The sequence below is a fragment of the Bradyrhizobium sp. 137 genome, assembly GCF_023074095.1.
In the GTDB taxonomy this organism is placed as follows: Bacteria; Pseudomonadota; Alphaproteobacteria; order Rhizobiales; family Xanthobacteraceae; genus Bradyrhizobium.
Genome location: NZ_JADPKU010000066.1, coordinates 71,376 through 94,398 on the forward strand (window position 1 = coordinate 71,376; position 23,023 = coordinate 94,398).

Below are 23,023 nucleotides of genomic sequence, written 5' to 3' on the forward strand. Positions count from 1 at the left end.
CATCGGCGCACCCGATCGGTTGCGTTGTCATTATGGTCAACATCCATCGAACTTCGCTAGGGCCGGTTATTACGAACGATATATAGGGTCATTCACGATTCAAATCTAACATTCGACGAAGTTTCACTGAAGCGAGGCCATTCGAAAAGCCTCGCTTTCCGGAGGGAGGGCAAAAAAGTATTACTATTCATCAAAGCGAGGATTGGCAATCAAAGACAAAATATGGCTGCGTTTGATCGCAGCCCCTGTAGCACCGATGAAAACCCGGTCCCCAAATTGGAGCTGATTTCGTCAATTCAGCAACTTCAATGAGCGGTCGCGCGGTCATCGTTGGCATGAGTAGGTGGTCACATGTATTCTTCCGCTATTTTGCGTCAAACACATCAGGCCCTAATCGTTCAATTCACCGAATTGCAGAACCTACGTAGTCGCGTGTTGAAGGCCGAGCAGCGATTGCTTGCGCCCAGGCGACGAGCCCACGGGCGGAGGGCGCCAGGGAAGCGACCGCTCGGTCGGAGGCACGGTCCCAATCGGTAGCACCAGGTACCGCGTTGCACACAGGCGCCGCCGCGCGCCCGGATCGCGCTTGCCCGACCCCGGCTTGACCTGATAATCCCCCTCCTGTTTCGGTTCGGAAGTAGTTGGGGACAGCTTCCATGGAGAAGGACGACTGGGCAAACATGACCACAGCCGAGCTGTGGCGGCTTTACGATGAGGTCACGACCGTCCTCAGTCGCAGGATGACTGCGGAAAAAGCCAAGCTCGAACAGCGGCTTCGTAAGATTGAGGGGACCGCCGGTCCGACTCAGACCCAGGAACGTTCGCGCCGCCCCTACCCGCCGGTGCTGCCGAAATACCGGAACCCGAAGAATCCGTCCGAAACTTGGTCTGGTCGCGGTAAGCAGCCCCGATGGCTGAAAGCGCAGCTTCGAGCCGGCAAGAAGCTAAACGATCTCCTGATCGATCGCTCGTCCGCGCAAAGGCGCCGCCGGACCGGCTGAGGCGCGCCGCCGCGCTATCGTCGCGCGCCGACGACCCCGCGCGGTTTCACGGCGGTTTGTGTGGCGACGCTCGCGTTGAAGCCGATCTAGCCCGCGCTGAGGGTCGGAGAACAAGTAGCGATGGTGTTTTGCGGATCCTCCGTACAACGTCTCGATCAAATAGACAGTCGGTCGCGGCAACATCAAACACCGCGAATTCCTTCAAGCGCCCGGCGAGATGACAATCGCCGAATTGCATCCTTCCTGGACCAAACGATGCGGCCAGCGCCCAGGCGGCGATATTTTCATTATCGATGATCCGCAAAAGCCGGACGCCATCAACCTGTGGTTCTCCAACACGCTCAGGTCGCGGTTAGACGACAGGGCGTCATCACCGTCGTCATGCAACGCGTTCACCTCAACGATCTCAGCGGCTACCTGCTCGAGACCGGCAAGGCTGGGACGTTGTTGGATCTGGCGGCGATCGCCGAGGAAGACGAGGAAATTGAGATCGGCCGCGGCAAGGTTCACCGTCGGCGGGCCGGAGAGACCCTTCATCCCACCACCTTAAACTTCTCGGCCATGCGCGGCGGTTTGAAGAAGCCCGGAACGTAGGGCCCCTACGCAGCTTAGGACGCGCAGCTCGGCGGTACCGGCGCGGGTCTCCTGGTTTCGGCCGCCTGCGACTGAAGAACTCGCTTCAGGAGGCGGCGCCCCGCAGCCGCCAATCAGATCAAAGTCAAAAAAGCTGCCGCTCAGACTCATGGCCAACCGAGAATAGTCCTCCTCTTGAACCTTGGCAGGCCGGTGCGAAAAGCGTCCACCCGGTTTGAGCGCTGAGGCTGGACTCGCCTTCGCCCAGAATCGCGCAAGCACAGCAAGGCCGATCGCTCTTCCTTCGCGCTCAGGCCTTCCTGGTCTGCAAACAGCTTCCGTCCGACGCTAGCCGCGTCAAGTTCGCCCGCAAGGTCAGCGACGAATTCACCGTACGCATCGTCAAGATGAAGACCTGCACCGCAATGGTAACAAGACGCCTTGGTGGGCGGACCTCCAGATCTCACCGCGACCGGTCGCGAACGAGCTATGGGCTGGAAGCCGGAACGACGCCAGCGGGCAGGTCGACAGACGCGATCAAGCTCGCTGTTCGGAGCTTGGAACAAGAGCAACGTTGAGATGAATTTCCCCTTCAATATGACCCAAGTCCTCCCGGCAAACGCCATACCGGGAGACTTCGAGGTGCTTGCCGCCCCCGCTCCTCCTGCCCGAAGCCTCGACCGAGCTCACACTCAAACCGGCGCTCGATGGGACTGGCCGATCGAACGGCGGTTCGTAGTGGTCACTCGGCCGTGTGCCTGATCGGGCTCCTGGTCGGTCCCGACGAAAGGCTCCGCGCCTTTCGCGACAGGTTACTAGTCGTGGAAAGGAAATGGTGATTGCGTTGTGCTGGCTCGGCCAAATCTATACCTTTTGCGGTCGATCGTCGACCACAGCTGATTGCTGCTCGGCATTTGTACGCGAACCCAACGATAGGGGACCCGCGACCACAGCTTGATCTCTGAAGCAAGATTGTCGAGCACGAGATCGCCGCTCCGGGTGCGCACGAGCAGCACCAAATGATGCTCTCCAGAACTGACGATGACCTCGCTCAGGAGCAAGGCCCGCGCCGGCCAGCCACGCTGAAGGAGTTCGTGACGTTTGCTTACAGCGTAATCATTGCAGTCCCCGCGATCGGGATTGATGCTCCACGCCTCGCCGTCTAAGCCGAGATTGTTGGGCGCAGGCACAATGGACAAGTTGACCAGACCATTGACCTCTAAGAGATCCGCCCACCGTTCCTCCGTCAGCCGGACTGGACCGCCGCGGAAGCCCCGCCGCGAGCGGCACTCGCCCTCGTAGCGCAGGCAGAACATCGTGTACGTCAGAGGCGGAAGTGTGGGCCGTCCAAGTTCGATGCGCCCTAGTGCCGCTTGAGGAGGCGTAGGTATCGCCAGGCGTCCTGCCCCCGCCCATGGAGTACCTCCGGCCATCATGGCGATCGCTATAACCAAGACGGAGCCGGAGACTCGATACATCTGCCGATCCCTACTGAGGTTCGGATCCAGTCGCAGCCAGGCTATGGGCAGAACTGCGCGATTAATTCGCCAATTTAAATATATTTAATTTATATATAATTAGCAACGAAAATAATAACGCGATTATCGCGCCTCGGACTAAAACGCTCGGCCTGCCAGTGGACAAGCAGATTCAAATGCGCGTCGGTTGCTTCTCTCCGGGAGCGCTGCTGCTCTTACGCGGTTATGCCATCTGTCACCGACGCTTGTGTTCGCGTCGCGAGCGTCGCACTGTTATCGGGCGGACGGCGCCGAAGGAGCGCTGGCCCCAACTTCGTCCCCCCTCATAGGTCAGACGACAATCGTAGCGGTGACTTCGCCCGCCAAGCGAATGGCTGCAATGAGCAGATATGTTTTTTACAACAGGGAAGCGCCGCGCACTCGGTCCGCGGTTGTGCGCCGAATTTTGTGCGCAGGGCGGGGACGCGAGTCGAAATCGCAGCACCATCGCTTCTCGCAGGACACCGCCTGGCAGAAGCCTGCGATGGAGCCTTGGAATCGGGGTTCGATCCGGACGCTCGGATTGGACGTTCAGGACCGGCGATGTCGAGTGTTGGTCGCGTTGTTTGTCAAGGCAGCCGATTTGACCCCCACTGACCGATCATGACGGCTGCGCCTTTTCGATCGCCTCCGGCAATCTACCGGCGGTCCCTTGATCAGTGGGTAATGCGCTCGCAGCGGGAAATCTGTGCGCGGAGGGCGGGGGCAAGCCGTTCCAGAATCAAGTGCCGCTCCAATCGGATCTCGCGTTCGAGGGCGTCCGAGTAGATCGGGAGCGCGTGGATTGTCTCAAGAGGGATTCTACAGGACGCGTGCCCAAATGGGCCCTGCCCCGACCACGATGGGCTTGCCATCGCATTCGATCTCGCCGACGAACTCGATGTCTCCGACAGAACTCAGCGTCATATTAAATATCAAATTCAATAAATGGCGTGAACCTTTTCTTGCAGAGACTTAGTAAACCGCACTTCGGCCTCACCAGAATCAACCGCTCAGGCTCTGGCGATGATCGACGCACTCTATTTTTGAAAGGATGATGGCGCGTCACCAGCTATCAGAGCCGGATTGCCGCCCTCCAACACGAATCCGACTTTGCAGCGAATTCCCCCAGGCAGCGCCAAACGCGGGTTTGGCAAGGCCAGACGCACCCCGAACGTTCCGCTGGCGGCGTCGAGGACGCGGTCGACAACGGTGACAGAGGCAATATGGACGCCCCCGATGGGCAGCTCCGGTCGCACCTTGGCTCTGCTGCCGGCACGGATCTGACCAAAATATGCGGTGGGCACGAACACTTCGACCCTCAGCGGATCAATCTGTGCGAGGGTGAGGACTGGGCTCTGGTCATTTCGATATTCACCCGGAACGAGAAGCCGCTCGACCACCACGCCGTCGATCGGACTGCGCAGCGCGCGTTGATTCACAACCTCTTCGGCGTGCGCGACTTCCAAGCGAGCAAGCTCCCTGTTGAGTTGCGCCTCCTTGAGTTGCTGCTCGGCAACCTGCACCTCCGCTTCGGCTTCCTGGAGTGAAGCGAGTGGACTGACGGACCTTGTATGAAGCTCCTTTAAACGCTCATGTTTTTGACGCAGGAACTGCGCGCGGGCTTCGGCCGACTTCACGGGAGCATCATTGGTTGCGCGGGCCCGCGCGAGCGCCAGCGTTGCGGCCTCGACTCCATCTTCGATCTTGCCAATGATCTGGCCCTCCCGAACGATATCGCCGCGATCAACATCGAGGCGCGCGATCATGCCGACTGTGGGGCTCGCCAGCTTGACGGTTTGTTGCGGCTCGATCACGCAATTGAATTCTCGCTCCCCCGTCGAGATTTCTGGGGTCTCTGCCTTTGCACCGGAACCGGCAAGCAAGATCCCCACCGGTAGGTACAAGCACAAAACGACGTAATTCATCCGCTGAGCTCTGCGGGCAATTCCCTCAATCAGACGCATCATGCGAGTTCCCATCTAATTCCGCTTCTGCCCTATTTGTACATAATATTAATTGGATTTAATTAACTTAAAATGGCATATTCAAAAAATAATATAGCCGATGGATTGGCACAAGATGACTGCCACCCTCCGACAACACCACCAAAGTCATTGGTCGGCGCTCTTGTGGACAACACATGTCTGAACCCGACTTGAGCGCAAGCGGCGGCCCCGCCCCGCAATTGCGGCAGGTGCCCGCAGATGCGACGACATCGCCGCACTGGCAAGGATTGCTGAACGCGGGAAACGAAGCGACATTTGTTTCGGCCTGGTTGGCGCTGCAATGCAGCCGTATTGCCGGCGTGTCAGCGGGTCTGTTGCTGCTGCGGCGGGTGGATTCAACTGCTCCGTTACTATCGGTAACGTGGCCGCCTCGGGATGTGGATGCCAGCGATCTCATGCGCCTGGCCGAAACCGCCTACGCGGAACGCCGCTTGGTCATTGCTCCGGGTCGCGTCGGTCCTGATTCCAGGCCCGCGCAACCTGTGGCCCTGATAGTCGCCCTGCCGCTCGGCACTACGAACGAGCCGATTGCGGCTGTAGCCATCGCATTGACGACGACGGCCGCCAAGCCCCTGGTCACCCCGGCGATCGTCGCGGAGCAATTGCGCTGGGGTGCGGGCTGGCTCGAGGCATTGCCTTGGGCCAGGCACACTAAGGATCTCTCGTCTGACGTAACGCGAGCGGTATCGTGCCTCGACCTCCTGGTCACAGTGAACGCGCAGCCGCGGCTGAGCGGTATGGCAATCGCGGTGGTCAATGAGCTGACAACCCGCCTGCGGTGCGAGCGCGTATCGCTAGGTATTGTCGGTCGGAATGGCACAATCTGCCTGCGCGCGATTTCGTTCTCGGCTAGCTTCAAACGCGAGAGCCGCCTCGTCAATGCGATCGAGAGCGCAATGGAAGAGGCGATCGAGCAGCGTGGATGCGTCGTTTATCCGCCATTACCGACGATGGGACGCGTCGTGGCCATCGCCCATCGGGCACTGGCGGAGGAAGCAAAGGCGTCCGGCTCGTCGACGATGTCAGCTATACTGGCCGGCCCCCATGGAGAACCGGCCGGCGCTCTCACTTTCGAACGTCACCGCGCCGACCCCTTTACGGACGACACGCTGAAGTTGGTAGAGGGGATCGCGACGCTGTTGGGACCTCAGATCGCTTTGCAACTGCGGGCGAACCGGCTCTTGGGCGGACGTGTGGTTGACGGTATCGGCGACGGATGCGCGGCACTGTTCGGCCCACGGCGGCCGACCCTCAAGCTCTGCGTCGGCAGCGTCATAGTGCTTGCGCTAACCTTGGTCTTTGCGAAAGGCGAGCACCGCGTCACCGCGAAATCGGTGCTTGAGGCCGAAGTGCAGCGCGCAGCTGTGGCTCCGTTCGACGGATTTGTTCGAGCGGCCCCGGCACGAGCTGGCGACACGGTGCGGCAGGGCGACCTTCTCGCCCAGCTTGACGACCGGGATCTCGTTCTCGATCGGTTGAAGTGGCGCGCCGAACTCGACAAGCTGCTTCAACGCGATCGCGAGGCGCTCGCCAAGCACAATCGCAACGGCCTCGTGGTACTGGAACCGCAGATCCGGCAGGCGGAGGCGCAGTTGGCACTCGCGGAAGAGAAGCTCGCGCGCACCCGGATCCTCGCTCCATTCGACGGTGTCGTCGTCTCGGGCGACCTCAGCCAGATGCTCGGTTCTCCAGTCGAGAAGGGAAAAACGCTGTTCGAGGTGGCGCCGCTCAATTCCTATCGTTTGATCGTTCAGGTCGACGAACGTGACGTTCGCTTCGTGGCGGTCGGGCAGAGCGGCACCGTTGCACTCGCAGGCAGGCCCGGCGAACCGGTGCCGATGACCCTGAACAAGATCACGCCGGTTACGCTCGCCGAGGAAGGGCGTAACGCTTTTCGGATTGAGGCTCGCCTCTCGGAAGCGGGCCTTGCATTGCGCCCCGGGATGGAAGGCGTTGCAAAGATCAATTCCGGACGACGCCCGATTGCGTGGATCTGGCTGCATCCTATCATCGATTGGCTGCGACTTGCCGCGTGGAAGTACCTGCCGTGAGAGGGGCAATATGACCGCAGCCCCGTTTCTAAGCTCGTCCTGGTATCGCGTCGCGCAACGCAGGCCGAAGCTTCGCGACCACACCTCGGTGCACCGACATCGGTATCGGGGCTGCATTTGGTACGTCGTGCAGGATCACGCGACCGGCCGCATGCACCGCTTGTCGCCCGCCGGCTACATGATCGTGGCTGCGATGGACGGCGTGCGAACGGTTGACCAAATCTGGCACGAGGTCGGATCCGCTCTTGCGGAGGAGGCGCCGAGCCAGAGCGACGCCACCCAATTGTTGGCCGAACTCAGCGCTTTTGACCTGTTACAAACCGAAGTGACTCCGGATGCAAGTGCGCTGGTCGCACGTGCCGCGAAAGCTAAACGCTCCAGGTGGCTCGGCAACGTGATCTACCCGCTGGCCCTGCGGATTCCGCTCTGGCATCCGGTCAGGTTTTTCGAGCATGCCCGGCCGCTTGCAGAATGGTTATTCGGGTTGCCGGGTGCCTTGCTGTGGCTACTGGTGGTGTTGCCGGCGCCTCTGTTCGCGGCACAACACTGGCAGGAATTAACAGCCGACGCCTCCGACCGAATCCTAGCCACCGACAACCTTCTGTCGCTCGCGCTGGTGTATCTCCTGCTCAAGACCTTGCATGAATTTGGGCACGGATTTGCGGTCACGGCGTTCGGGGGAACAGTACCCGAATTCGGAGTCATGATCCTGGTGTTCGCCCCGTTGCCCTATGTCGACGCCTCTGCCGCATCGGCATTCCGCAGCAAGTGGAGGCGCGCTCTTGTCGGCGCGGCCGGAATGATTGTCGAAGTGTTCTTCGCTGCGCTCGCGCTTTACGTATGGCTTACCGTTGAGGCTGGACTTGTCCGCGCGCTCGCATTCGACGCACTGGCCGTGGCTGGTGTCTCGACCGTGGTATACAACGGCAATCCACTCCTGCGATATGACGGCTACTACATTCTCGCGGATCTGCTGGAAATCCCGAACCTGGCGCAGCGTGCTACCCGGTACTGGAGCTACATTGTCAATCGCTACGCGTTTCGAGCGGATGGATCTAAGGATTTCGTAGCCACGGCTGGCGAGCGAGTCTGGCTCCTTTTATACGCACCGACTGCTTTCCTTTACCGGCAGGTCGTGATGCTCGCGATCGCTATGTTCCTCGCCTCGCAGTATCTCGCCCTCGGCGTCTCGATCGCGGTCTGGAGCCTGCTAACAGGTGTTGCGCTGCCGATCGGCAAGGCCCTGTGGTTCGTGCTAGCGAGCCCGAGCCTTCATCGCAATCGCGGCCGCGTCGTGGCGGCGACCTTCGGCATGATTCTGGCCACCGGGTTGATGCTTTTCCTAGTTCCGGTCCCTTCTTACACCACGACAGAAGGCGTCGTCTGGTTGCCGGAGAATGCAATCGTGCGCGCGAGAACCGACGGCTTCGCGCGCGCGCTTCTGGTCCATCCGGGCATGAGCGTCACAGCCGGAGAAGCGTTGGTCGAAAGCGAAGACTCAACACTCAAGAGCGAACTCGCAATTCTCCGCGCACGCGTCGCCGAACTCGAGGCGAGGCTTGCGATCGAGCGCTTTACTGACCGCGCGAGCGCGGAGATCACTACGACGGAACTGGGGCAGGTACGCGCCGAGCTCGCGAGCGTGACCGATCGCGCCGCGCGCCTCATCGTGCGCAGCCGCAGCGAGGGCACCTTTGCCGTTATGAAACCAGAGGATCTGCCGGGACGCTTCCTGCGCGAGGGGCAACAGATCGGCTACGTACTTGCTCCCGGTTCACGCATCGTGCGTGCAACAATCCGTCAGGACGACATCGACCTCGTTCGCCATCGGCTGCAGAGCGCCGAAGTTAAACTCGCAGAGCGCGCTGATGAGACGGTGACCGTTGAGTCCATTCGCGAAATACCGGCAGGCCGTGACGTCCTTCCCAGCAGGGCTTTGGGGGGCGCCGGCGGCGGCGCTTTCGCCGTCGATCCAGGCGATCCCGAAGGCGTAAAGACGCTGCAACGCGTCTTCCAAATTGATCTTGTACTGCCCGAAAATGCACGGGCGGCCACCGCATTCGGCGGTCGCGCCTACGTCCGCTTCAACTTCAACTGGGAGCCGCCGGGCCAGCAGATCTGGCGCCGTCTACGACAATTACTGCTGTCCCAGCTGCAGGTCTAAGGGCATCCGTATGCTCAAGCGCAACCGAAACTTCGTCGGCCTGGCCTCGGTGGCGGTGGACGCACCCTATGCAGAGAAAGCCGCTCGCCGAGAGATTGGACTCGATGCTGCCCTGCTCGACGCTTGGGGCCGGCTCTTGCCCCTCCTGCAGCCGGCCATCGCGCGTGACCGCCTCGTCCGTTTTGCCCGGTTGGTCGGCGATCTGGAACCGCAGTTCGCTGTTCTGACGAACCAGCGTTTGCGCGAAACTGCGGAGGAGCTGCGCGCATCATTGCTGTCAACTCCCCTCTACTCGCATCAAATGGCGCGTTCGTTTGCGCTTGCGCGCGAGGCGGCGCGTCGTCACGTCGGGATGCGTCTCTTTCCGGTACAATTGCTCGGCGGCGCTGCCATGATGGGAGGCGCGGTCGCCGAAATGGAAACCGGTGAAGGCAAGACCTTGACGGCGCTGCTGCCGGCGATCACCGCCGCACTCATGGGCCGTCCGGTTCATATCATCACGGTCAACGACTATCTCGCGCGCCGCGACGCCGAACAGCTCGCACCCATCTACAATGCGCTCGATCTCACGGTCGGGCTCGTCGAGCACGGGCAGTCGCAGCAGGAGCGGCAAAGAGCCTACGCAAGTGACGTCACCTATTGTACCAACAAGGAGCTTGTGTTCGACTATCTCCGCGATCGGCTCGCGCTCGGCCCCCGCCGTGCCCGTTCTCGGCTTTCTCTCGACACAATATTCAACAGCAGACTTGCTAGCCACCATCAATCACCACTTTTGCGTGGTCTGCATTTCGCGATCGTAGACGAGGCTGACAGCGTCCTGATCGATGAGGCCCGTGTGCCATTGATCCTCTCCGGAACGCAAGAAGGGCCCGAGAACGCCGGGGGCCTGCACGAGACCGCACTAGATTTCGCTCGATGCCTGGTGTCCGGGGACGACTTTCATGTGCGCGCAAACGAGAAGTCGGTGCGGCTTACCACCCGCGGCGAGAGCCGGGTCGCGCAGCTCGCTGCAGGACTACCAGGACTATGGGCAATCCGGCGCGCGCGCGAAGAACTCGCGCAGCATGCGCTTGCCGCACTTCATCTCTACCGACGCGACGTCCAGTATATCGTCGCGGATGGCAAGGTGCAGATCGTCGACGAGTATACCGGGCGCATCATGCCGGACCGGTCGTGGGAAGGCGGCATTCACCAGCTCATCGAAGCCAAGGAACATTGCACCATCACGGAGCGACGCACCACCCTTGCGCAAATAACCTATCAACGCTTCTTTCGGCGCTACATGCATCTTTGCGGCATGTCCGGGACGGCGACCGAGCCGGCAGGGGAACTATACGGCGTCTATGGCCTCCGCGTTGTAAGGATTCCAACAAACCGGCCATTGCGACGAGCGAACGCCGGCACACGCTTGTTTCCGACGGCCAACCTCAAATGGGACGCCGTGGTCGATTCAGTTCACGATATCGTTCGCAAAGGTCGCGCCGTGCTCGTCGGGACCCGCTCGGTTGACGCCTCTGAGCAAATTTCGCTGTTGCTTAGCAGATCGGGACTCGAATCCGTGGTTCTTAACGCGCGACAGGACCACGCCGAGGCCGAGATCATTGCGGGCGCGGGTCAACCGGGCCGCATTACCGTCGCTACCAACATGGCGGGCCGGGGCACCGACATACAACTACATCCTGCGGTCCGGACCCGAGGCGGCTTGCATGTCATCCTAACCGAATATCACGAGTCCCGCCGCATCGACCGCCAACTCTTTGGGCGCGCTGGCCGCCAGGGTGACCCCGGTAGCTACGAAACGATTGTCGCGCTCGATGATGAGCTTTTCAGACGCTTTATGAGTCCGAAGCTTCTTCGGTTATTAGGCAAACGATCGAAACGAACGCAGCCAATTCAAGGAGCATTAGGACGCGTATTACGCAGCTATGGCCAACACGCGGCCGAGCGTCTTCACGGGCGAGCCAGACGGACCGCCCTCGCCGAAGATCTTCGTTTCAACAGAATTCTCAGCTTCGCCGGGACTGAATGATGGTCCCCGCATCCACCCGAAGCACACGTAAATATTATTTTATTTATGTAAAAAGTTTATAAATCTCTAGCGAAGGCGGTGCATTATGGTACTATTTAAATGGACATTAAATAGACATTAAATGATCTAGCACGATTTCGGGTTGTGGTATTCGGAGACAACGATGTCGGGTTCCTGGGGCTTTTTCGGCCATCTGGCGCGACGGAGCATTCACGGCAGCGCGAGGAGCGATCGCAAGACGATCGTCGATGGCAAACGCGATGCTAGTCATTCGCCGCTGATCATCGAGACGCTCGAGCCGCGCATGCTGCTCGCCGCGGATCCTCTTGGCATCACCGCAGGCTACGCCTTCAACGAGGTCTCGGGCACCACAACGGCAGATGCATCCGGTCACGGCATCGTCGGCACGCTCACGAACGGTGCGACCTTCACAGCCGGAAGATACGGCAATGCGGTCGCACTCGACGGCGTGAACGACTTCGTCGATCTCGGGAATCCGACTGCGCTGCAACTGACTGGCAGCATGACTCTCAGTGCGTGGGTTTACGTCCGCTCGTTCCCCGCTGACGATGCGCCCGTTGTATCCAAGCGAACCTGGGGCGAATCCGGATACCAGCTTGACATCACCGCGGACACTGGACCTCGCACGATCGGATTCAAGCTCACCAACAGCTCGGGCGGACAGATGTTCCGCTACGGCGCGACGGCGTTGCAGCCCAACACTTGGTATCACGTCGCCGGCGTCTATGACGCCGCTGGCCAAACTTTGAACGTCTATCTCAATGGCGTCCTCGACAACGGACAGTTGATCGGCACGGTCACGAGTTCCCAGCAGAATTCAACGGCCAACGTGAATATCGGAAGTCGGCCGGGCCGTGCAGGATTCGAGTTTCCTGGCCTTATCGATGACGTGCGCATCGCCAATCATGCGCTCACCCCCGATCAGATCCAAACCGATATGGCAACTCCCCTCGCCGGAACGGCAGACACGATTGCCCCGACCGTGTCCTTCACGCCTCCCGCCTCGATCGTATCCGGCACCGTGAGTCTCGCAGCGAGCGCGTCGGACAACATCGGCGTTGCCGGAGTCAAGTTTTTGCTCGATGGCAACACCCTGGTCGGTACGGAGGATACCACCTCGCCGTACGGCGTCTCATGGACCACGACCACGGCATCGAACGGCTCGCATGCGCTGACCGCGCAGGCACGCGATGCTGCCAACAACATAACCACTTCGACGCCGGTCAACGTTACGGTCGATAATCAAGCGCCGACCGGTACGGCGACAATCAACGGCGGCGCCGCGGCAACCAACAGCACCTCAGTCACGCTTACGCTCACTGCGACCGATGCAGTGACTTCCGTCAAGCAGATGCGCTTCTCGAACAGCGGGAGTTCGTATTCGACGGCGGAAGCTTTCGCCCCGACTAAGGCTTGGACGTTGTCGAACGCAACGGGAGGCACCAAGACGGTCTATGTCCAGTTCATGGACGCCGCTGGCAACTGGTCCGCGGCGGCAACAGATACCATCGTGCTCGACACAACCGCACCAACGATCTCCGGGCAGACGGCAACGAATATTACCGGCAGCACCGCACGAGTCACATGGACGACCAATGAAGCTGCGACTTCGCGGGTCGAGTATGGGCTGACGACCGGTTACGGATCGTCGACGACGCTAGATACGGCCCTGGTGACGGCACACAGCGTTGCGCTAACCGGCCTTGCTCCCAACACTACTTACAATTACCGCGTCCGTTCGATCGACGCTGCCGGAAACGAAAGGATCGGCTCAAACGCCACATTCACGACGTCTGCCAGCCAGGACGCTACGCCGCCATCTACTCCTACAGGCCTGGTGGCGACCGCGGCTTCGACAACGCAGATCAATCTTTCGTGGAACGCCTCGACCGACAACGTTGCGGTCACCGGCTATCAGGTCTTCCGCAATGGTGCGCAAGTTGGTACCCCGACAACGACCACGTTCAGCGATACCGGCCTGTCGCCAGGCACATCCTACACTTATACCGTGCGGGCGAGGGACGCGGCATCGAACCTCTCCGGACAATCCGCGCCGGCCAGTGCCACGACGCTGACGCCCGACACGACATTGCCCACCGCCACGATCACCGCGCCGACGGGATCTGCGACCGTCTCTGGTACGATTACAATCAGTGCCAATGCATCCGATAATGTCGGAGTGGCTGGCGTGACCTTCCTGGTGGACAATGTCGCGGTCGGCGGAGGGGAAGACACGACGTCGCCCTACAGCATCAGCTGGGACTCGTCGACGCTTGCCAATGGCGTCCACACGATCACGGCGCGCGCACGGGATAACTCCGGAAACACCGGCGTTTCGCTACCCGTCAGCATCACGGTATCGAACACTCAAACACCGGGTTTGGTTGCTGCCTATTCGTTCGATGAAGGATCCGGAACGACTGCGGGCGACTCCTCAGGGCAGTCGAACCTAGCGACACTCAACAACGGCGTTGCTTGGATAGCCGGCAAGAACGGCCGCGCCGCGAGCTTTGACGGAGTCAACGACTTCATTTCCATTCCAAACTCTGCTTCGACGAACATCTCCGGTAATGCCCTTACACTGTCGATGTGGATCAATCCCCAGGCACTCGCGAGCGGCGACTCCGTTGTGATCGGGAAGTTCTGGAATACGACTATGTCGTCGCCTTACTACCAATATGGACTCGAACTGCGCGGCGGCAATCAGACCGATTTCTATATTGGGACGTCCAGCGGCGCGCTCGTCGCCGCCGGAGGAACCACTTTGCCATTCAACCAGTGGTCCCACCTCGCCATCACCTTCGATGGTGCGCAGGTCAAGACCTACGTCAACGGAACCCTCGTCAACACGCAGGCGCTGTCGGCAACGATCACGGCGCGCGGAAATCCCATGCGCATCGGAGCGGATGCCTCGACCGCGCAATTCTACAAGGGAGCGCTCGACGATCTGCGGATCTACAACCGCGCGCTGACATTGGCCCAAGTGCAATCGGACATGACGACGCCCGTCGGTAACCCGACGACCGGATCACCGCAGGTCTTGATAGATTCCCCAATCAATGGGGCGCAAGTTAGCGGCATCGTCAATGTGACTGCAGATGCAACCGACGACACCGGCATCGCCAATGTGCAGTTCTATATCGACAATGTGGCCACCGGCTCCCCCGATGCGACCGATCCATACGCTCTTGTATGGGACACGCGGACGGCAAGCAACGGCGCGCACACTATTGCTGCGATGGCGACCGACATAGACGGACATGCGACGTTGTCAGCACCGATAACCGTCAACGTCGCTAACAGCAGCTTTTTCCAGAACGAAATCCTGGCGACGGGATTCAATCTACCTACCGCGATCAAATTCCTGCCCGACGGCCGCATGCTGGTGGTGGAACTTGCGGGCACAGTGAAGATATTGCCGCCGCCCTATACCACGCCAGATCCAACGCCCTTCCTGCAACTCACCAACATCGGCTCGGCGGGCGTACAGCAAGGCATCTATGACATTGCACTCGATCCCAACTTCAACACCAATCATTACTATTACATTTTCTACACGCTGGGCACACCGAACGTGGATCGCTTCTCGCGCTTCACAGCGAACGCAGCGCTGACGGGCACCGTTCCCGGCAGTGAGTTCGTCATCTATCAGGATACGGAAATTGCCAATGCCGAACACCACGGTGGAGCTATCAACTTCAGCAACGACGGCAAGATCCTGCTCACGACCGGGGAGCATTTTCAGGCCGGCGAATCGCAGGACCTCACGAAGCCGCGCGGCAAGATCCTGCGATATAACATGGACGGCACCGTTCCCACCGATAATCCGTTCTATGATGGCAGCGGACCGAACTACGATGCGGTATGGGCGCTTGGTCTGCGGAATCCCTTCCGCGCCTACTACGACGCGCCCACGGGGCGGCTGATCATTGGCGATGTCGGCGGAAACGCCTATTCAACCGCAATCGAGGAACTCGACATCGGAGCGAAGGGTGCCAATTACGGCTGGCCGAACGTAGAAACTCCGAACGGGAATCCCGCCTACACTGCACCAGCTTACTACTACCCGCACAATGGACGCGACGCCGCAGTCGTCGCTGGATTTGTCTATCACGGCACACAATTCCCAAGCAGCTATCAGGGCAGCTTCTTTTTCGCGGATTACACTCAGAACTGGATCAAGCGCCTCACCTTCGATGCCAACGGAAACGTCACCGGCGTCTTCAACTTCGAGCCAGCCGACGGCTCGGTAGATGGCCCCTACGGCGACATTGTCTACTTGACCGAAGGCCCCGATGGTGCGCTTTACTATGTCGACCTCGGCTATTCCGATATCAGCGGCACATTCGGCGTAAGCAAAATCCGCCGCATCGAATTCATTCAATCGGATCTGCCTCCGGTAGCGACGGCTTCGGCATCACCAACGAAAGGGCCCAGCCCGCTCACCGTCAACTTCTCCAGCAACGGTTCATCTGATCCGGAAGGAAAGCCTCTCAGCTATTCGTGGAACTTCGGTGACGGCGCGACTTCGACCGCGGCCAACCCGTCGCACACATATACGGTCTCCGGTCCGTATCAGGCGCGGCTGACGGTCTCCGACGGAGTCAATTCCACGCTGTCGACTCCGATCGCAATCAGCGTCGGCAATAGTCCCGTTGTCAGCCTTCTTGCGCCAACCGATGGCGCGACCTTCAGGGCCGGCGACGTGATCACATTCAGCGGCACCGCGACGGATGCCGAAGATGGTACACTCCCCGCAAGTGCCTATACCTGGAATATCGACTTCCTCCACGAAGGTCATGTTCATCCGGGTATTCCTATCATCGGCGTGACCAGCGGCACGTTCACGATCCCGACCTCCGGGCACGATTTCAGCGGATTCACGCGGTATCGAATAACGCTGACCGTGACCGATTCCAGCGGGCTGCAGTCGAGCCAATCCGTCACGATCTTCCCCGATAAGGTCAATCTCAATTTCAACACGTCGCCTGCCGGATTAACACTGTATCTGGACGGCATCGCGCGCACGACGCCGTTTACCTATGACACGTTGATCGGCTTCAATCATGAGATCGAAGCGCGCAACGCGACCCTCGGAAGCACGACCTACAACTTCGTATCGTGGTCGGATAGCGGCACTCAAGATCACATCATCACAGCCCCCGTCGGCGGTGCGACCTATACTGCGATTTATAATGCCGTTACGACCCCGGCACCGTTAGCATTCGTCCAGGTGACTTCCGCCACCCCGCAAACCAACCAGACCCAGGTATCGGTCGCCTACACGAACGCGCAGACGACAGGGAATACGAACATCCTCGTGATCGGATGGAATAACACGACATCGAATATCACGTCCGTCACGGACTCGGCCGGCAATGTCTATCAGCTCGCCGTCCCGACAGCGCGAGGCAGCGGTATCAGCCAGGCCATCTACTACGCCCCGAATATCAAGCAAGCCGCCGCCGGCGCCAACACTGTAACAGTGACCTTCAACACCGCGACTCAATACGTGGACATTCGCGCTCTGGAGTACGGCGGTCTCGCTCTCACCAATCCCTTTGATGTCGGCACCTCGGCGTCAGGCACCACCAGTTCAGCCAGCACCGGGACCGTTACAACCTCCACCGCCCATGAGCTCATTTTTGGCGCCGGAACGACGACGGGTGGGTTCACTGCGGCAGGCAGCGGCTTTACCACGCGTGTCATTACAACGCCTGACCTTGATATTGCCCAGGACCGGTTCGTAACCGCGACGGGTAGCTACAGTGCGACAGCATCTCTCCAGGGCTCTGCGGCATGGGTGATGCAGGTCGCGACCTTCAAGGCAGTGGGGTAGTCCGGATGTCGCGGCGGCAAGGCTTATGCGGCAATGCCGTTGCGTGCAGCCTCGTGTGCAGCAGTGCCCTGAATAGCCAACGCGCCCACGCCACAGTCGCTTGGCGGCTGGTTGGTCGAACTGACGCACCGAAGTGCCGGACCGAGCTGGACGGCGGCTTGCGCAAAGCTCTTGGAGAGACCTCATGGGTTCTCAATGGCACTCCGGTTAGCGTCGGAGCCCTTCACGGCTAGATTGAAGCGACACAAGGCACTGCATTATGACTGCTTCGGATGAACCGATACTTGGTAGTTGCGCATCGCCGCTGGTGAAGGACCTGACTCGTGGTGGATTCTTCGCGGGACTATTTGCTCTAGGCTGCGCCAGTGGCCTCGCATCCCGCGTCATTCAATCGGTCCATGGACTTGGATGGCTAGATGCGCTTCTCGGCACGTTCGAGATCAGTGTAATCGTTTGGATATCATGTGCCGCTGGAGTTTCCTTCGTTCTTCAAGACCGAACGGTTGGGATTCGCTCTTCAGAACTCGTCTTGGGAGCGGCCTTTGTGCTGCTCGCCATTCTACCGGTAGGTCCAGCCAGCTGGCTGGCTGTAACCGCGCTCAGTCTCTACGTCATCAAAACGTCCGATGCCTCCTCGTCGCGGCGCGGCGCTCTTATCCTTCTGGCCGTTACCGTGCCCATGCTTTGGAGCCGGCTGTTCTTTCATTTCTTTGCTGAGCTAATTTTGCGGATCGACGCCGCACTCGTTGGTTGGATATTGCGCACCCCTCGCAACGGCGACGTCGTCGAATTTGCCGACGCTTCCGGCGTTCTGGTCATTCTGCCAGGCTGTTCCTCGCTCGCGAACGTATCGCTTGCGTTTCTTTGCTGGGTAACTGTGAGCCAGTTAGTCAGCCACAAGAAATCTGCTTACGATCTATTCTGGTGTTTGATGGCTTGCTTCTCCGTCGTAGCGGTGAATGTCACTCGTATAAGCTTTATGGGGTTGAGCCAATGTCACTACGCCCTGTTCCACAGTTGGTGGGGAGGGGCGGTCGCGAACACGACCATTCTGGGCCTGACGGTCGGCTTCTGCATGCTGGGGGTAAGGCGTGATCTCCTCCGCCCGGTTTAAGTGGTTTATCGCCGCCGTCCTGTTGCTGGCCACTGGATGGAAGATTGCAATACCATTTGAAAATCCAGGCCAGCTAAGGGAGGATCTTGTTAGATTCCTCGAACGAAATCACTTCAGCGTCGTGGCGACCAATGAAATTACGACTGGCACTCTGATTATCCGAGCCAACAGAGCGTCCTGTCAATTGCAGGTCGCTAAGCTTACTCCCGACGGATCGAACCGAAATCTCGTTCGACATCTGGCAACAGGAACCGATCGCTCGTTCGTCGTGTTTCGAGGCGAAGTGTACACACAACAACCGATAGCTTGGACGGTGTTTTATTATCTGTGGTCGAGATTTCTTCGCGAACTTGGATTCGTTCGACACATCACCCCCGTCATCGACGTGGCGGAGAGCTTGGGCTGCAATGCAGAACGGCTCCCATGGACTGAACTTCAAGATCGTCCCGCGTGATTGACAGCGGACTCCTGGGCACTCAACCCTCCGGCTCGGACATCGGGGCTTTGATGCATCGGCGTCAAATCGTCGCGCGCGTATTATCTACAAGCATCCATCTAAGATTTATATTGACGCCATTTAAATTTGATTATTAAATACCGCGAAAATATTTATATTTAACTGCGAAAGTGAAGGAGAATAGATATGACGTTACCGGGGTGGGTCCTTGCGATTTTCCTCACGATGGCCGCAGCGGTGCCGGCCGGCGTCTATTTCACGGCTACTCTGTTCTTTCCTCCTGACCAAAGCTACACCTACGTCGGTCAGGGAACAGCACAGGGCGCCCCTGGACCGGTCGCGGGCGCGGGGCTATCGATCGCCGCCGTTGCCTATGCGGCCTATTGGATAATCAGGCGTCGACGTAAACCCGACTAAACCGACATGATCGGGAGCGCAATAGTCCTGCTCGGGGCGCATGGCGTGCCCGAGGGAGCGGCGGTCAGCTTCCGCCTCTAAATTTCAACACGGAACGCGCTTAGCCTATCCGGAGCCGCGGCAACTTGATCTAAAGTATAATCGTGGTTACGAATTTAGTTTTCCATCGAAACAAACGTTCAAACTGGCATTTCTCAGGTAGGAATGACTTAAAATGCCAGGTGAGCTGTTCGTCATTCTGGGGGCTGAAACCATAATACTTGCCAGCATAGCGGCGATGACCCTGTACGCCAAGCGAATGGACGTCCTGAGGGGACGATCGGTCGAGCAATCGGTCGTCTCGCTCAAGGGCAGCAGGCATCCGCCACGATCGATCCGTCGAAAATCGCGCGATCTACTGCGTTTGATTGGAGCTGGCGCGACCTCACCATGTTCGCGCCGCTCAGTCTCGTGCGGCGACCTGACATCACCGGAACGCCGCGGTTGGGTCTTCAAACCAGGCCGCAGATTTGGTCTCGGCTCGTGATGAGCTTTCGTGGGCCGGGCCCGCCTAATGCGGACGCATCCGGACAGGCCGTGCCTTCGGAGGCTGGCTCCAGCGCCGACTCCACGGATAGGAGGCATCGGCCCCGATTGCGTGCAACCGAGCGCTCCTATCTTCCGCAATGCCTCAGCGCTCCTTGAATGCCCGCCCCGCCTGATCCTGCAGCGGCTTGAGCAGGTAGGACAGCGCGGTCCGACCTGACGTCTTGATGAAGACCTCCACTGGCATGCCTGGCAGGAGCTTGGCCGAGCCGAGCTTCGCCAGCTCTTCCGGCTTCAGCAGGACGCGGCCCGTGTAGTAACTCGTGCCGGCGCGTTGATCCTGAGTGATATCTGCCGAGACCATGCTGACCTCTCCGTCGATTTCGGGCGTGGTCTTCTGGTTGAACGCTGCGAAACGCATTGTCGCGGTTTGCCCCACATAGACCTGGTCGATATCCTTCGGTGCGATCTTGACCTCGACCGCAAGCGAGTCCGCATCAGGTACGATCAGCATGATCTGCTCGCCGGGAGAGATCACCCCCCCGACCGTGTGGACGCTGAGCTCGTGGACACGTCCGGATTGTGGAGCCCTGATATCGATTCGGTTCAACTGGTCAACCGCCGCAGTTTTGCGCTCGCCCAGCTCGGAGAGTTTCGAGCGCGTGTCGATCAGGTCCTTGCCGACCTCCGTCCGCAGGTCCTGATCGATCTGAATGATCTGGAGTCCGATTTCGGAGATCTTGCCCTTTGATTGAGCAATCATGCCAGCCAGCTGGCTGCGTTCGCCTTCGAGGCGGGCGGCATCGCGCTCAAGGGAATTGAGCCGCGTGATCGGCACCAGATTCTTTTGCCAAAGGCTGCGCACGCCTTCCAACTCCTGGCGAATAAAATCGACCTCCTTCTGCTTGGCTTCAGTCTGACCCGTATAGCCCTTGATCTCATTTTCCAGCTGCGCGCTTTTCTCCTGCAGCTGTGCCTTTTGGCCGCTCCTCGCCTGGCGACGCAGGTCAAACAGCTTCCGCTCCGCGGTAATTGCTCGGCTCGCCTCGGAGTTGTTCTCCTTGGCCCGGTCGAGCAGCACCTTAGGAAACACGACCTGCTCGGCACCATCGCGCTCGGCCTCGAGGCGAGCCTGTCGCGCGAGCAGCTCATCGATGCTGTTCGTGACGATCGTCGCATTCGCCAGCGTCTGAGTCTCGTCGAGACGAATCAAAACGTCGCCTGCATTGACCCGATCCCCCTGGCGCACGCGCAGTTCCCCCACGATCCCGCCAGTGGCGTGCTGAACCTTCTTGACGCTCGAATCCACCACGACCACCCCTTGGGCGATTACGGCGCCCGACAATTGGCTCGTGGTCGCCCAACCACCGATCCCAAATGTCACCAGACCAAACATGATCATACCGACGATCATGTAACGCTGGATGGACTGCATCGCCGGTGCCACTTCGCCGTTCATCGGCTGCCTCCTTGAGCTTCCGCGACCACCTTGAGCGGTACAGGAGTTCGCAACACTTTCTTCAGGACTTCCTCTCTCTTGCCGAAGGACTGAACCCTGCCTTCCCCGAGGCACAAGACATGATCAACGCCCTCGAGCGCCTTCGGACGATGCGCGACAACGACGACAATCCCACCACGACGGCGCACGTTCAGGATCGCCTCGGTCAGGGCCTCCTCGCCCTCGGCATCGAGATTGGAGGAAGGCTCATCGAGCACGACCAGGAAGGGTTTGCCGTAGAAGGCACGCGCGAGTCCGATACGCTGCCGCTGTCCGGCGGACAGCGCCAATCCCCCCTCGCCAATCTTCGTGCTGTAGCCGTCCGGAAGCGAAAGGATGAGATTGTGCGCGCCCGCCGCATGCGCGGCCTCCAGAACAGCGGCGGCTGTCGCCTGCGGATCGAAACGCGCAATGTTCATCGCGATGCTGCCGTCGAACAATTCGACGTCCTGAGGCAGGTAACCGATATGCTTGCCGAGGGCGTCAGAAGACCAGTGATCGAGTGCGGCGTTGTCCAGCCGTATCCGGCCTCGAATGCTGGGCCATACCCCCACCAGCGCACGCGCCAGCGTCGATTTGCCAGATCCGCTCGGCCCAATGATTCCAACCGCCTGCCCGCTCCGTAGTTGGAACGAGACTTCATTGACGGTAGGCCTCTCTGAGTTTGGCGCGCCAACATAGAGATGCTCGACGGTGAGAGTTTCAACAGGAGGAGGCAATGCCAGCCGCTCCTCCTCGCCGGGCAGAAGCTTCAGCAAAGCATCGAGCCGTTGTCCCGATTGCCGTGCAGCGACGAATCCTTTCCAGTTCGCAATGGCCATCTCGACAGGCGCCAAGGCTCGCGCGGTGAGGATCGATCCGGCGATGATGATTCCGGCCGTCGATTCCTGGTTGATGACGAGGACTGCGCCGACGGCAAGAACCAGCGATTGCAGGATCGCTCGGAAGATCTTGGAGGCGCCCCCGAGCCCGTTTGCGACATCGCTGGCCCGCTCATGGGCCGCGAGATACTTCGCATTGACATCCCGCCAACGCAGCGCCGCCTGCTGCCGCATGCCCATGGCCTGCAGAACCTCGGCATTTCGTCGGCCCTCGAGCGCCAGTGCCGTTCGGGAGACTGCGAGGCGCGAGGACGCCTTGGCCGGCCCCCGCGTCCGGGTTTCCGTGAGCATCGTAATGCCGACAAGCACCAGCGCGCCGGCCAGCGCAGTGACTCCGATCCAAAAGTGAAACAGAAAACAAACGCCGAGATAAATCGGCATCCAGGGCAGATCGAACAGCGCCGTCGGCCCTCCGCTCGACAGGAAGCTGCGGACCTGATCAAGATCCCGCACCGGCTGCAAGCCATCGCCATCGGCCCTGGTCTTCAAGGGCAGGCGAACGAGCGCGTCGAATATGCGAACGCCGAGCTTTTCATCGAAATACCGGCCGACCCGGGCGCTGATCCTGTTCCTGACGAGGTCGAGCCCGCCCTGAAACAGGTAAAGCACCGCAGCCAGAACCATCAAGGCGATCAACGTCGGTATGCTGCGCCCGGGCAGCACCCGATCGTAGACTTGCAACATGAAAAACGAGCCGGTGAGCATGAGGAGATTGCTCATGCCGCTGAAGGCCGCGAGAGCCCAGAATATCCGACGGCAAGACCGCAGGAAAACCGTCATCTCCGACTGCGACTCATCATAGTCACCAGTCGGCCGCGGGAAACCGGAGAACAGTCGTAGCCGCAAGACTTCGACGAGGTGCTTTGCCCAGGCGATCGGCCCTTGCGTCCGCAGTTTGGCCTCTTCCGCCCACTGTCTTGCGACTACCCCAAACCTCGTCAAATGCGA

The 23,023-nt window shown here is 59.8% G+C and carries 12 protein-coding genes; 7 read left to right on the forward strand and 5 right to left on the reverse strand.

Annotated elements, in window-relative coordinates:
• The first annotated feature begins 656 nt into the window (after positions 1-656).
• Complete coding sequence (locus tag IVA78_RS20885) at positions 657-1,001, forward strand: H-NS histone family protein (RefSeq protein ID WP_247280405.1); 345 nt, start codon at positions 657-659, stop codon at positions 999-1,001.
• Positions 1,002-1,202: 201 nt separating this feature from the next.
• Here IVA78_RS20885 and IVA78_RS20890 read toward each other — a convergent pair whose 3' ends face one another.
• From IVA78_RS20890 to IVA78_RS20900, 3 genes are all read right to left on the reverse strand, one after another.
• Positions 1,203-1,538, reverse strand: a complete 336-nt coding sequence (locus IVA78_RS20890; protein WP_247337316.1) for a hypothetical protein — start codon at positions 1,536-1,538, stop codon at positions 1,203-1,205.
• Positions 1,539-2,389: 851 nt separating this feature from the next.
• On the reverse strand, positions 2,390-3,052 hold the full coding sequence (locus IVA78_RS20895) for a transglutaminase-like cysteine peptidase (protein ID WP_346275310.1): 663 nt from the start codon (positions 3,050-3,052) through the stop codon (positions 2,390-2,392).
• Between the two features lie 1,058 nt (positions 3,053-4,110).
• Positions 4,111-5,040, reverse strand: coding sequence for an efflux RND transporter periplasmic adaptor subunit (locus IVA78_RS20900; protein WP_247335792.1), 930 nt, complete (start codon positions 5,038-5,040; stop codon positions 4,111-4,113).
• 173 nt (positions 5,041-5,213) lie between these two features.
• Here IVA78_RS20900 and IVA78_RS20905 point away from each other — a divergent pair, with 173 nt between their 5' ends.
• From IVA78_RS20905 to IVA78_RS20935, 6 genes are all read left to right on the forward strand, one after another.
• Entirely contained in the window at positions 5,214-7,130 is a 1,917-nt protein-coding gene (locus tag IVA78_RS20905) for an HlyD family efflux transporter periplasmic adaptor subunit (RefSeq protein ID WP_247335790.1), read from the forward strand.
• 10 nt (positions 7,131-7,140) lie between these two features.
• On the forward strand, positions 7,141-9,294 hold the full coding sequence (locus tag IVA78_RS20910; RefSeq protein WP_247467439.1) for a peptidase M50: 2,154 nt from the start codon (positions 7,141-7,143) through the stop codon (positions 9,292-9,294).
• 10 nt (positions 9,295-9,304) lie between these two features.
• Positions 9,305-11,323 carry a DEAD/DEAH box helicase gene (locus IVA78_RS20915; RefSeq protein WP_247467442.1) on the forward strand — a complete coding sequence of 673 codons (2,019 nt, stop codon included), beginning with the start codon at positions 9,305-9,307 and terminating at the stop codon, positions 11,321-11,323.
• Between the two features lie 163 nt (positions 11,324-11,486).
• Complete coding sequence (locus IVA78_RS20920; RefSeq protein ID WP_276017353.1) at positions 11,487-17,183, forward strand: LamG-like jellyroll fold domain-containing protein; 5,697 nt, start codon at positions 11,487-11,489, stop codon at positions 17,181-17,183.
• A gap of 259 nt (positions 17,184-17,442) precedes the next feature.
• Positions 17,443-18,297: a hypothetical protein gene (locus IVA78_RS20930; protein ID WP_247467444.1), complete on the forward strand. Its 855-nt coding sequence runs from the start codon at positions 17,443-17,445 to the stop codon at positions 18,295-18,297.
• A gap of 643 nt (positions 18,298-18,940) precedes the next feature.
• On the forward strand, positions 18,941-19,171 hold the full coding sequence (locus IVA78_RS20935; protein ID WP_247335783.1) for a hypothetical protein: 231 nt from the start codon (positions 18,941-18,943) through the stop codon (positions 19,169-19,171).
• A gap of 670 nt (positions 19,172-19,841) precedes the next feature.
• Here IVA78_RS20935 and IVA78_RS20940 read toward each other — a convergent pair.
• Together IVA78_RS20940 and IVA78_RS20945 are read right to left on the reverse strand one after the other, a co-directional pair.
• Complete coding sequence (locus tag IVA78_RS20940; protein WP_247335781.1) at positions 19,842-21,155, reverse strand: HlyD family type I secretion periplasmic adaptor subunit; 1,314 nt, start codon at positions 21,153-21,155, stop codon at positions 19,842-19,844.
• Positions 21,152-22,855 (reverse strand): type I secretion system permease/ATPase, encoded by a 1,704-nt coding sequence (locus IVA78_RS20945; RefSeq protein WP_247335794.1) that lies wholly within the window; start codon positions 22,853-22,855, stop codon positions 21,152-21,154. The genes IVA78_RS20940 and IVA78_RS20945 overlap by 4 nt, the downstream gene beginning before the upstream one ends.
• Between the last annotated feature and the right edge of the window lie 168 nt (positions 22,856-23,023).

Excerpts from the sequence above, each read along its gene's own strand:
- IVA78_RS20895 (WP_346275310.1), bottom strand. The coding sequence starts at position 3,052 with ATGTATCGAGTCTCCGGCTCCGTCTTGGTTATAGCGATCGCCATGATG.
- IVA78_RS20910 (WP_247467439.1), top strand. The coding sequence starts at position 7,141 with ATGACCGCAGCCCCGTTTCTAAGCTCGTCCTGGTATCGCGTCGCGCAA.
- IVA78_RS20920 (WP_276017353.1), top strand. The coding sequence starts at position 11,487 with ATGTCGGGTTCCTGGGGCTTTTTCGGCCATCTGGCGCGACGGAGCATT.
- IVA78_RS20890 (WP_247337316.1), bottom strand. The coding sequence starts at position 1,538 with ATGAAGGGTCTCTCCGGCCCGCCGACGGTGAACCTTGCCGCGGCCGAT.
- IVA78_RS20935 (WP_247335783.1), top strand. The coding sequence starts at position 18,941 with ATGACGTTACCGGGGTGGGTCCTTGCGATTTTCCTCACGATGGCCGCA.
- IVA78_RS20915 (WP_247467442.1), top strand. The coding sequence starts at position 9,305 with ATGCTCAAGCGCAACCGAAACTTCGTCGGCCTGGCCTCGGTGGCGGTG.
- IVA78_RS20930 (WP_247467444.1), top strand. The coding sequence starts at position 17,443 with ATGACTGCTTCGGATGAACCGATACTTGGTAGTTGCGCATCGCCGCTG.
- IVA78_RS20945 (WP_247335794.1), bottom strand. The coding sequence starts at position 22,855 with ATGACGGTTTTCCTGCGGTCTTGCCGTCGGATATTCTGGGCTCTCGCG.
- IVA78_RS20900 (WP_247335792.1), bottom strand. The coding sequence starts at position 5,040 with ATGATGCGTCTGATTGAGGGAATTGCCCGCAGAGCTCAGCGGATGAAT.
- IVA78_RS20905 (WP_247335790.1), top strand. The coding sequence starts at position 5,214 with ATGTCTGAACCCGACTTGAGCGCAAGCGGCGGCCCCGCCCCGCAATTG.
- IVA78_RS20885 (WP_247280405.1), top strand. The coding sequence starts at position 657 with ATGGAGAAGGACGACTGGGCAAACATGACCACAGCCGAGCTGTGGCGG.
- IVA78_RS20940 (WP_247335781.1), bottom strand. The coding sequence starts at position 21,155 with ATGAACGGCGAAGTGGCACCGGCGATGCAGTCCATCCAGCGTTACATG.